Origin of the sequence: Limnobacter sp. (genome assembly GCF_964228395.1) — a bacterium.
Lineage (GTDB): Bacteria > Pseudomonadota > Gammaproteobacteria > Burkholderiales > Burkholderiaceae_B > Limnobacter.
On the sequence record NZ_CAXQZX010000144.1, the window covers coordinates 1 to 10,622 of the forward strand.

Sequence of the window (10,622 nt, forward strand, 5' to 3'; positions counted from 1 at the left end):
CTTGACGAAGGCCTAGTCGCAGGGGCCCAAATGTGGGAAGGTGCGGCGGCAACGATTACATCGTTGGGGTCTGCGGGCGATAGCCCATTGCCACTGCCCACAGACAATCCGCTAGGCTAATTCCACAAGCCCGCAACCCCCTCCTCGGAGGGGGTTTTTCTTTGAATCCAAATTGCGCAACTTGCGGGTAAAACTAACAACAATGCTGACAAACCCAGCCCCAAGCCGGGCCAACCACAGGACGCAACACCCATGAGCACTGCCCCTAAAATCGGCACCGTGGCCAGTAAGACAGAAAAACTATTCGTTCAACGTCAAGGCGAACAGCTCACCCTAGTGCAGGGCGATGCCATTTTGGCGGGGGATGTTATTCAGAATAAAGATCTGGTGTCTGTTGACATCGAATTGCCAGCCCAAACTCCGGGTCAAGCCGATTCCCTGGTCAGCCTTGCCCCCAATTCCGCTGCTCAAGTGGCGACCACCCAGGCCTCTGGGCAAACCATGATTGAAGTCACCTCGCTGAGCGACGGCGTGGAGCTTTACGCCGTGAGTGAGGGCACAGATGGCGCATTGCTGCTGGCAGACGCCGGCACCGGCTTTAGCGGCCTGGTCGGCGCTGGTTTGCTATCTGGAGGTGTGGCAGGCAGTGGTGTAGGAACCCTGGCCGCCACCGTGGGTGGTGGCATTGGCGTTGCCGCCCTGGCCAGCACCTCGGGCGACGACACCAGCGCTGAAGTCAGCGTGCGTCCCAATCCTCGAGTTGACAACGAAGACGAAACCTCTGAGCCTGTGGACGAAGAGCCTGAGGACACAGAAACCCCCGAAGACCCAGAGGATCCCGAAGATCCAGAAAACCCGGACGAGCCCGACAACACCAATGAGGGTCCCGCGGACGCTCTGGCGGGCGTGGTTGAGGATGTGGTTGCCAACACACCCTTGGAACCCTTGGGTGACGCATTCTCGATGGTTGCAGATGCGCTTCCCATCGGATCCGCAGCAGCACCTTCAGGCGCACTGCCGTTTGACCCCAGCAACCTCAGTTTGCCTGCATAAAAAAAGGCCACCGCATGGTGGCCCACAAAAAGCCCAACCGGGGGACAGCAACACCCCGGCACCAGGCTTATTCAAATTTATCGTAGCGAATATTGCTGGACTTCACCCCCAATGCAGCAAACTTGGTAATCGCTGCATCAATCATGGCAGGCGGGCCGCACAGGTACGCCTGCACATTCGGCCAATCCAAGGCCAGCTCGTCCAGGGCTTCGGTCACATAACCGCGCTTGCCTGTCCAGCTGCTGCCTTGGGGTTCTTCACTCAACACTTGGGTAAAGTTCAAAGAGCCGCGCCAACCCTGTTGCAACCTGCCCATTTCACGCTCCGCATACAAATCCCGCTGGGTACGCGCGCCAAACAGGTAATGCACATCCCGCGATTCCCCTGCCCACTTGGCCTGCTCCAGCAGGCTTAAAATGGGCGCCATGCCGCTGCCACCTGCCACGCACACAATTGGAGCAGGTTTGTCGCCCTCGGCGGGCCGCAAATAAAAATCACCAAAAGGGCCGTTCACACTCAATCGGGTTTCCTGACGGTTGGCTGCGAACAACCACTCTGTAAACCGCCCACCGGGCACTTTGCGAACATGGAACACCAGCTCTTTGGCCTCTTGGCCTTTGGGGGCCATGGCAAAACTGTAATTTCGACTCAGGCTGAGTTCTTCCAACCGCAGCTCGGCGTATTGGCCCGCCTTAAAGGGCATTGCGTCATCCAAGGCCACGCGCAGCTCAACAATATCGTGCGTTAAGTTTCTTTGACCGACCACGGTGCCACGTGTTTCAACCAAACGGTCTCCGCCCGTGGTCAGTTCAACTTCAATTTCCAGATCGGTTTCTGGAATGGACTGGCAGGCCAAAATCATGCCCGCTTTCAAATCCTCCGCGCTCAGCACGTAACTGCTATCGGTCAGCTCGCGCACTTTGCCACTTTTGAGCTTGCACTTGCACTGCGTACAACTGCCCACTCGGCAATTGTGAGGAAACCCAAGCCCGGCAGACAAAGCCGAGTTCAAAATCACTTTTCGGCCTTTTTCGACCTCAAAAACCTGCCCACCGGGCGCCACGTGAACCGTGTGGTGGGCACGGGCTTTCGCACTGCCCGCAGCGCCGCCTTGTAATCCTAACCATTCCAGCAATTTCATGTTTTTGCCCCTTGCGTATGCCTGCGCCCATTAGGCGGCGGCCTTGTTCAAACGCTGCGCATGCATTTGTTCACCCAGCTGCGCACTTTTCAGCCCCTTCATGCCGCTTTTAATGCTCGCCTCAATGGCCAACTTTTTTTCCTCAGGGCTTGCAAAGTGTTCATCCCAATGGTTCAGCAAAGGGGTCATGACCCGCTTATAAAGGGGCGGCACCAGCGCCAACAAAATGGTGCCAAGGTAGCCAGTGGGCAGCATGGGCGCGTGTTGGTAGCTGCGCAGATTCCAATACTCCTGGTCTGCCTCAGCATGGTGGTGGCTGTGGCGGGTCAGCGCAAACAACAGGGCTGTCGACACAGACGCATTGGTGTTCCAGCTGTGGCGAGGCTCTACTTTGTCCTCCGGGCGGCGAACAATGCCGTAGTGCTCCATGTAGTTCACAATTTCAAGCAGGGTTTTGCCACCCGCCGACATCACCCAGAAAATACCCAAAGCGGCCCAGCCACCGATGTAAAACGCGCCCAGGTATAACGACAGGCTCATCAAATTGCCGCGCATCATTCGGCTGTGAACTGGGTTCCAAACCGATTGACCAAACTTGTCCAAACGTTGCTTTTCAAGCCGCCAAGCCGACTTGTAACCACCAATCCAGCTTTTGAACACGAAGCTGTACACATTCTCCCCCCGTTGGGCTGTAGCGGGGTCAATGGGTGTACCCAGGTTTTTGTGGTGGCCATACACATGCTCAATGGCAAACGACGCATCGGCGGTAAATGCCAGCATCCAACGGCCCAAAATCATGTCTCGTTTGCTGTAGGTGCGGTGGGTCAGTTCGTGGCCCACATTGGTGCCGCCCGCCCCAAACAAAAATGCACCACCCACGGCACCGGCCAACCACTGATACCACGCTGTGTCGGCCTGTATTTGCAGACGGTCATAGCCGAACACGCTTTTCATGAAACCGTCCAGCCCCAATACATCGTTGGGGGCCACAGCCCAAGAAAAACAAAGGCTCACCCAGAACAAAATGGGCAAGGTCAGCCACAACATCATGTTCAGAAATAGCTCCCCTTCCATGCGGGGCTCACTGCGATCGTCTGGCAGCAACACATCGCCGATGGCTACCACAGCCACCAACACCGTGATGCCAAAAAACATCCAGTTACCGCCTTGCATCATGCCGTGCATGGTGCCCAGGGCCAAAATTGGAAATGACGCAAATTTGAGGTAGTGCAACATTGAAGGTCTCCCGCAGAGTCGGTTTGCGTGTTATTTGAAGGCATGTTAACGATCGTAAACATACTCGTCAACCCCCAATTTATTTCACCCAATAAACGCCGCTAAACTCATGTTTTAGCGCAACATCCGGGGCTTTTCGCTATAATCCAACGGCTATGAGCAACACCACCACAACGCACGGGCGCCAGAGGCTGATCGACGCAGCCCTCAACCTGAGCTACCACCGACGCAGTTTTTCCAGCCTCGGCATTCGCGAAATCACGCGCGAGGCCGGTTTGTCTGCGCCTGCCTTTTACCGCCACTTTGAAGACCTCGCAGACCTGGGTACAGCGGTTATTCTGGAGGTCGAAAAGGCCGTCATCGAAGCCTTCACCGAGGTGCGAATCCGAACAGCTCAAGAGGCAGACCTCGACATTCGCCCCATGCTGGTCAAGCGATTTTTTGACTGGGCGGTCGACAACCCCAAACCCGTGGTGGTGGGCGCATCCGAGGCATTTGGCTCTTTAGAGCGCATGCGTGAAGGCCTCAAAAAGACCATCCGGGCCATCAGCCTTGATATCTGCAGCGACCCCCGCATTTCCCGCCTGCTTCCAGGCCTGCCCAAAGACGAAATGATCGAAGTGCTTGAGGTATTGGCCCAAAACATCCTCTTCATGGCGGTGGACTACATCGAGCACCCCGACCAGCGCGACGCCCTGTTCGAAAAAGCACTGCGAATTGTGGCTGTTATTTTTGCAGGTGCACACGCAGTGCATGCCATGCAGGAAGAACAACAAACTTGATCATCCGCGATTGCCAAATTACATTGTCAATATATTTAACAAAAAAGCTGTATGCGGAATCCGTGCCTGTTCACACGATTAAACTGTAAACAAGCATTTAATATTGGCGTAACAAAAACCGGCAGGAGTGCCCGCCATGCGAATAGCCATCCTTGAAGACGACCTCACCCAAAGCGAAATGCTGCGCTGGGTGCTTGAATCGGTGCAGCACAAGTGCCATTGCTTTTCCACCTTCAAAAGCTTCCAGGCCGCTTTGTACCGCGATAGTTTCGACCTGGTGTTGTTGGACTGGGTACTGCCCGACAGCTCTGGCCCCAAGGTGATGCACTGGATTCGCGACACCTTGCACATCAAAGTGCCGGTGTTGTTCATCACCTCCAAAACCGATGAAGAAAACATTGTCGAAGCGCTCAACGCCGGTGCAGACGACTACATGATCAAGCCTATTCGCAGAGGCGAACTGGTGGCACGCGTCAATGCCTTGTTGCGCCGCGCCTACCCCGAGCTGACCGCGCCTGAGGTATTCGACATTGCCGGCCTGGAATTTCATCCAAAATTCTCGACCATCGTGCGCCACACCAAGCGGGTCATCATGACCCAGAAAGAGTTTGACCTGGCCTTGCTTTTGTTCCGCAACCTGGGCAAACCCCTGTCACGGTCGCACATTCAAGAATCTGTGTGGGGCCGCGACACCGACCTGCCCTCCCGAACCATGGACACTCACATTTCTCGGGTTCGCTCCAAGCTGGCGCTTCGACCTGAACAGGGCTTTCGCCTCACGCCGGTATACGGCTTTGGCTATAAGCTCGAGCAGGTGGACCAAGAAGGCCGCGCCAGCGACTTCGCAAAAATCAAACAGCAACTCGCTCAAAGCTGATTCACAGGAATCCCAGCCCTGCGGGTTATAATGAAGGGTTTCCTGCCCAGTGAGTACCATGGAGCTTTTCGCAGTCGGCCTGAATTACCAATCCGCACCGCTCGCACTGCGCGAGCGTTTGGCGTTTCCGGCCGAGCAGGTCCAGGAGGCCCTGCGGGCACTTGCGCACCGGGTTAAAGCCCCCGAAGCAGCCATTTTGTCCACCTGCAATCGCACAGAGGTCTACTGCGCAGCCGATGACGTGCCTCGCATTGAGACCGCCCTGCTTGAATGGCTGGCCCAAGACCGAAACATCACCCCGCAAGAATTGCACCCTCACCTGTATAAACTGCCCCAGCAAGAGGTGATACGCCACGCCTTCCGCGTGGCCAGCGGACTCGATTCCATGGTGCTGGGCGAGGCCCAAATTTTAGGCCAAATGAAACAGGCCGCCCGCACCGCAGAAGAGGCAGGCACCTTGGGCCAAATGTTGCACCAGTTGTTTCAACGCACTTTCTCGGTGGCCAAAGAAGTGCGCTCCCACACCGACATCGGCGCACACTCCGTGTCCATGGCTTCAGCAGCAGTCAAGCTGGCCACCCGCATCTTTGGCGACCTCAGCAAACGCCATGTGCTCTTCATCGGCGCGGGCGAAATGATCCAGCTTTGTGCCACCCATTTTGCAGCCCAAACCCCAAAAAGCATTACCATCGCCAACCGGAGCGCCGAACGCGCCCAACAACTTGCCCAAGCCCACAACGCCCAAGTGATTGGTCTTTCGCAGGTGCCTGCGCAACTTGCCAAGTCCGACATGGTGATCTCCTGCACTGCCAGCACCTTGCCCATCATCGGCCTGGGCATGGTTGAAGCCGCCACCAAAAAGCGCAAGCACGAGCCCATGTTCATGCTAGACCTCGCCGTGCCCCGCGACATTGAGGCGCAAGTGGCCAAGCTTGACGATGTGTTTTTGTACACCGTGGACGACCTCAGCCAGATTGTTCAAGAGGGCCGCGAGCAACGCGCTGCTGCCGTACAACAGGCAGAAGCCATCATTGAAGTGCAAGTGCAAGGTTTCATGCGGTGGGTCAACGAACGCGCCATGGTGCCCACCATTCAGCACATTCACCAAAAAGCAGACGACATCGCCCAACTCGAACTGGAGCACGCCCGGCGCCAACTGGCCAAAGGCATGTCTCCCGACGACGTGGTGCAGCTCATGGCCCATCGCATGAGCGCAAAATTCATGCACGGCCCCATGCAGGCCCTGCACCAGGCCACCCCGGCTGAGCGAGACACCCTGCTCAAGTGGTTGCCCAAACTTTTCAACATCAACAACGACCAATAGATGAAAGACAGCATGCGGTCTCGGCTGGAGCGTCTCACGCAGCGCCTGGCCGACCTGGACCAGTTTTTGTCCTCACAAGAGGCAGCCCAAGACATGGTGCTGTTTAAAAACGTCACGCGCGAACGCTCCGAACTGCTGCCCGCCACCGAACGCTACGCAGAGTACCTCGGCATAGAGGCCGACCTGCGAACCGCCCAAGAGTGGCTGGCCGACCCCGACATGCGTGACATGGCTCGAGAAGAAATTGCAAACAACGAAGGCAAACTGGCCGCACTAGAAGCCGAGTTGCAACGCCTGTTGCTGCCCAAAGACCCCAACGACCACCGCAACGTGATGCTGGAAATTCGCGCCGGCACGGGTGGCGATGAGTCCGCCCTTTTTGCAGGCGACCTGTTCCGCATGTACACCCGCTTTGCCGAAAGGCAGGGCTGGCAAATCGAAATCATGAGCGCCAGTGAATCAGAACTCGGCGGCTACAAAGAAGTCATCGTACGCATTGCGGGCGACCAAGTGTACAAACACCTTAAATTCGAATCCGGCGGCCACCGCGTTCAACGCGTGCCCGCCACCGAAAGCCAGGGCCGAATCCACACCTCGGCCTGCACGGTGGCCGTGATGGCCGAGCCCGACGAAGCCGCCGCCATTGAAATCAACCCCAGCGACCTGCGAATCGACACCTTTCGCGCCAGCGGTGCAGGTGGCCAACACATCAACAAAACAGACTCTGCGGTGCGTATTACCCACTTGCCCACAGGCGTGGTCGTGGAATGCCAAGACGAACGAAGTCAACACCGCAACAAAGACAAAGCCATGAAAGTATTGGCCACCCGCCTGCAAGACAGAGCCGACCGCGAGCGCCAGGCCGCCGAAGCCTCGCAGCGCAAAAGCCTGGTGGGTTCTGGCGACCGTTCCGAACGCATCCGCACCTACAACTTTCCACAGGGCCGCATGACCGACCACCGAATCAACTTGACCCTGTACAAACTCGACTACATCATGGATGGTGACCTCAACGAGCTAATGCAAGGCCTCACGGCGTATCACGAAGCCGAACTGCTGGCCGAAATCACTGCCAATGAATAAAGGCCACCTGCCTGCACCCACGCTGCAAACCACCCTGCAACAAACGCGGGAAGAAACGGGTCTGCCCATGGGCGAGCTTCGCATTTTGATGTGCCATGCAACCGGGCTGAACAAAGTGGGACTGGTCAGTCAAAGCCATGCCGAGCTGCCCATGGACCAGTTGAGCAACTTCAAAGCCCTGGCCGCCCGCCGTCAGGCTGGCGAACCCATCGCCTACCTGGTGGAGCAAAAAGAGTTTTATTCCCGCCCATTCTTTGTTGACCACCGGGTGCTGATCCCCCGGCCCGAAACCGAAGAACTGGTGGAGCATGCCCTGGTTTTTTTGCAAAAACGAGCCAGCGAAAACCTGCTCACCCGTGTGCTGGACATTGGCACCGGCAGCGGTGCGATTGCCATCACACTGGCCTTAGAAAACCCCATCTTGGAAATTAGCGCCACCGACATCTCGGCCGACGCCCTGTGGGTCGCCCAACACAACGCCAGCGCCCTGGGGGCCAAAAACATCCGCTTCATTCAAGCCGATTTGTTCAATGGCCTGCTAAACCAAACGCCCCCGCTGGCCTTTGACCGGATTTGCAGCAACCCACCTTCCATTGAAAACAACGACCCTCACCTGTCACAAGGCGACCTGCGTTTTGAACCCCCACACGCCTTGACCGACCAGGGCGACGGTCTGCGCTTCTACCGCGCCATCGCACAGCACAGCCCCTCACTGCTGCGCGCAGGGGGCGGGGTCATTGTTGAGCACGGCCACACCCAACAAGCTGCGGTCATGGCCTGCTTCAAACAAGCCCCGTTTAAACACGTGCAAGGCCTGCCCGACCTGGCAGGCACCCCACGTTTTGTCTACGCCCACCTGTAAAGTCGGTATGCAAGGCATTGAATTCACTTGAAAACGCGCGTTTCATACCCACATCCAGTACACTAACGGGTTAAGCACCACCCATTTCACAAAGGAAGTTTTTATGAGCGTTCGCGACTCCATTCACGAAACCGTCACCAGCCACCCCATCGTGCTTTTCATGAAAGGCACCGCGCAGTTCCCCATGTGTGGCTTTTCTGGCCGGGCCATTCAAATCCTGAAAGCCTGCAACGCAGAGCGCGTGGTCACCGTGAACGTATTGGACGACCCGGAGATCCGCCAAGGCATCAAAGACTACTCCAACTGGCCCACCATTCCACAGCTGTACGTGAACGGCGAGTTTTTGGGCGGTTGCGACATCATGACCGAAATGTATCAAAACGGCGAACTGCAAAGCATCATTGCCGCAGCCAGCAACGGCTCCAACACCAGCCAGGCTGCAGGCTAAACGCACCGTGAGCAGTACCCCGTTTCAGCAGGCTGTTACGGTGGCCATCACAGGCGCCAGCGGCGCCTTGTATGGCCTTAAAATTCTTGACCTGCTTCGCCAGCGAGGGGACACAGAAATCCACTTGGTGGTGTCCAGTTCTGGGTGGCTAACCATCGCCAGCGAAAGCGACCTCAGCAAAGAAACCATTGAAGCCAAAGCCCACGTGGTGCACTCGCCCAAGCAAGTGGGCAACTGCATTGCCAGTGGCTCCTTTCCGTCGCTTGGCATGATCATCGCCCCATGCTCCATGCACACGCTGGCTGCGGTTGCGCATGGGCTATCTGACAACCTCATCGCACGCGCCGCCGACGTCACGCTGAAAGAACGTCGCCGCTTGGTGCTTATGCCCCGGGAAACGCCGCTGAACCTTGCCCACCTTCGCAACATGGTCGCGGTTACAGAAATGGGAGGCATTGTCATGCCCCCAGTGCCAGCTCTTTACCAACGGCCAGACACCATCGACGCCTTAGTGACCCACACCGCCCAACACGCCATCGAACTGCTGGGTCTACCCAACGTGGGTCGCACCGTGTGGCAAGGCTTGGGCAGCAAAGCATAACTCAAGTATCTTGGTGTTGGTCGGGCAAAAAAAACCGCTCCAATATCCTGGGGTCTGTACCCAAACCCACATCGCTTAACAGCGCCAACATGCGCTTTGCAGCCTGTGGGTTGCTGCGTTGGTGCTTGCGGGCAATGATCAACTCGTTTTTCATGGAATGCTCCCAGCCCACCAATTCGGTCACCGTCACTTGGTAACCGTGCGCCTCCAACTGCAATGTTCGCAGAACATTGGTCAACTGGCTCCCAAACTCACGCGTGTGCAAAGGGTGCCGCCACAACTCCACCAAACTGCGCTTGCCCAATGCACTGGCCTTGCCCTGCTTCAACATCGCCGCCACTTCGGCCTGGCAACATGGCACCAGCGCAAACGCTTTGGCCTGCTTCTTTAGCCCAAATGCAATTGCATCATCAGTCGCTGTGTTGCACGCATGCAGTGCAGTGACCAAATCGACTGTGGGTGGCAAATCAGGATGCTCTGTTGCCTGCGCAGAAGGCAGGTTGACAAACCGCATCGCTCTTTCAAAACCCAATTGCTGAGCCAGGGCGCGTGACTTCTCCACCAAGTCGGACCGCGTTTCCACCCCCGCCACCATGACCCCTTCGGGCTCATCTTTCAAGCACCAGTCGTACAGCATAAAACCCAAATAGGACTTGCCAGCGCCATGGTCCACCACACTCACAGAGCCCCCCTGTTTTGCCCGAATGTCATCAATCAAAGGACGAATAAACTGGGTTAAGTGCAGCACCTGCTTCAACTTTCGCCGGCTATCTTGGTTAATACCGCCCTCCCGCGTCACAATGTGCAGCGCCTTCAAAAGACCCAATGACTGGCCCGGAGGCAAACCGAGCAACTCAAGTGCAGTGGGCTTGTTGCTTACAGGCTTGCTCGAAGCAGATTTGCTCGTCTGCTGGCGTGCGGGCTTGGCTTGTTTGGGCATCGTGAGTGGTCTTTTTAGTGCTGATTGGGTGGCGGTCATTCAAGGCCACAGTGTACCGGAGGTCCATGCTGGCTAGCGTACTTGCAGCCCATGCTGCGTTGTGGTGCCGCGTTGGTACTGACCGCTGGGCCTGGGATCAGCCTGCGTTTTAGCTGATCGCGCAACGTGTTGGTGCTGGAATGGCACCGACCCCTTGGCCTGGGATCAGCCCGTGTACCCCTTCTTGTCCCTTCCGAGGGGGCATGCAAGGCGAAAATGTCGCCATTGCATCCGAT

The 10,622-nt window shown here is 56.9% G+C and carries 11 protein-coding genes; 8 read left to right on the forward strand and 3 right to left on the reverse strand.

The features are described from left to right. Positions 1–252 precede the first annotated feature (252 nt). The gene (locus ACEQU8_RS12205) at positions 253–1,053 is read left to right on the forward strand and encodes a hypothetical protein (protein WP_370263949.1); all 801 of its coding nucleotides are present in this window, start codon (positions 253–255) and stop codon (positions 1,051–1,053) included. A gap of 67 nt (positions 1,054–1,120) precedes the next feature. Here the strand turns inward: ACEQU8_RS12205 and ACEQU8_RS12210 are convergent, their stop codons facing one another. Both ACEQU8_RS12210 and ACEQU8_RS12215 read right to left on the reverse strand, forming a co-directional pair. Next, a complete protein-coding gene (locus tag ACEQU8_RS12210; RefSeq protein WP_370263951.1) occupies positions 1,121–2,194 on the reverse strand; it encodes a 2Fe-2S iron-sulfur cluster-binding protein in 1,074 nt (357 codons plus the stop codon). Positions 2,195–2,224: 30 nt separating this feature from the next. After that, positions 2,225–3,430 (reverse strand): alkane 1-monooxygenase, encoded by a 1,206-nt coding sequence (locus ACEQU8_RS12215; protein WP_370263952.1) that lies wholly within the window; start codon positions 3,428–3,430, stop codon positions 2,225–2,227. Between the two features lie 155 nt (positions 3,431–3,585). On the opposite strand from ACEQU8_RS12215, the gene ACEQU8_RS12220 reads away from it, so the two are divergent. From ACEQU8_RS12220 to ACEQU8_RS12250, 7 genes are all read left to right on the forward strand, one after another. After that, complete coding sequence (locus ACEQU8_RS12220) at positions 3,586–4,212, forward strand: TetR family transcriptional regulator (RefSeq protein ID WP_370263953.1); 627 nt, start codon at positions 3,586–3,588, stop codon at positions 4,210–4,212. A 136-nt stretch (positions 4,213–4,348) separates the two neighbouring features. Beyond that, on the forward strand, positions 4,349–5,089 hold the full coding sequence (locus tag ACEQU8_RS12225) for a response regulator transcription factor (protein ID WP_370263956.1): 741 nt from the start codon (positions 4,349–4,351) through the stop codon (positions 5,087–5,089). A 58-nt stretch (positions 5,090–5,147) separates the two neighbouring features. After that, positions 5,148–6,413, forward strand: coding sequence for a glutamyl-tRNA reductase (gene hemA / locus ACEQU8_RS12230; RefSeq protein WP_370263958.1), 1,266 nt, complete (start codon positions 5,148–5,150; stop codon positions 6,411–6,413). Continuing rightward, positions 6,414–7,496 (forward strand): peptide chain release factor 1, encoded by a 1,083-nt coding sequence (prfA, locus tag ACEQU8_RS12235; protein WP_370263960.1) that lies wholly within the window; start codon positions 6,414–6,416, stop codon positions 7,494–7,496. Further along, entirely contained in the window at positions 7,489–8,358 is an 870-nt protein-coding gene (prmC, locus tag ACEQU8_RS12240) for a peptide chain release factor N(5)-glutamine methyltransferase (protein ID WP_370263962.1), read from the forward strand. The genes prfA and prmC overlap by 8 nt, the downstream gene beginning before the upstream one ends. A gap of 103 nt (positions 8,359–8,461) precedes the next feature. Further along, entirely contained in the window at positions 8,462–8,806 is a 345-nt protein-coding gene (grxD, locus tag ACEQU8_RS12245) for a Grx4 family monothiol glutaredoxin (protein WP_370263964.1), read from the forward strand. Positions 8,807–8,813: 7 nt separating this feature from the next. After that, a complete protein-coding gene (locus ACEQU8_RS12250) occupies positions 8,814–9,407 on the forward strand; it encodes a UbiX family flavin prenyltransferase (RefSeq protein ID WP_370263966.1) in 594 nt (197 codons plus the stop codon). 1 nt (position 9,408) lies between these two features. Here the strand turns inward: ACEQU8_RS12250 and ACEQU8_RS12255 are convergent, their stop codons facing one another. Beyond that, positions 9,409–10,386, reverse strand: a complete 978-nt coding sequence (locus ACEQU8_RS12255) for an SAM-dependent methyltransferase (protein WP_370263968.1) — start codon at positions 10,384–10,386, stop codon at positions 9,409–9,411. Positions 10,387–10,622: the final 236 nt, after the last annotated feature.

What these genes read in the sequence shown, in the direction of transcription:
- ACEQU8_RS12205 (WP_370263949.1), top strand. Translation starts at nt 253, where the DNA reads ATGAGCACTGCCCCTAAAATCGGCACCGTGGCCAGTAAGACAGAAAAA.
- ACEQU8_RS12210 (WP_370263951.1), bottom strand. Translation starts at nt 2,194, where the DNA reads ATGAAATTGCTGGAATGGTTAGGATTACAAGGCGGCGCTGCGGGCAGT.
- ACEQU8_RS12215 (WP_370263952.1), bottom strand. Translation starts at nt 3,430, where the DNA reads ATGTTGCACTACCTCAAATTTGCGTCATTTCCAATTTTGGCCCTGGGC.
- ACEQU8_RS12220 (WP_370263953.1), top strand. Translation starts at nt 3,586, where the DNA reads ATGAGCAACACCACCACAACGCACGGGCGCCAGAGGCTGATCGACGCA.
- ACEQU8_RS12225 (WP_370263956.1), top strand. Translation starts at nt 4,349, where the DNA reads ATGCGAATAGCCATCCTTGAAGACGACCTCACCCAAAGCGAAATGCTG.
- hemA (WP_370263958.1), top strand. Translation starts at nt 5,148, where the DNA reads ATGGAGCTTTTCGCAGTCGGCCTGAATTACCAATCCGCACCGCTCGCA.
- prfA (WP_370263960.1), top strand. Translation starts at nt 6,414, where the DNA reads ATGAAAGACAGCATGCGGTCTCGGCTGGAGCGTCTCACGCAGCGCCTG.
- prmC (WP_370263962.1), top strand. Translation starts at nt 7,489, where the DNA reads ATGAATAAAGGCCACCTGCCTGCACCCACGCTGCAAACCACCCTGCAA.
- grxD (WP_370263964.1), top strand. Translation starts at nt 8,462, where the DNA reads ATGAGCGTTCGCGACTCCATTCACGAAACCGTCACCAGCCACCCCATC.
- ACEQU8_RS12255 (WP_370263968.1), bottom strand. Translation starts at nt 10,386, where the DNA reads ATGACCGCCACCCAATCAGCACTAAAAAGACCACTCACGATGCCCAAA.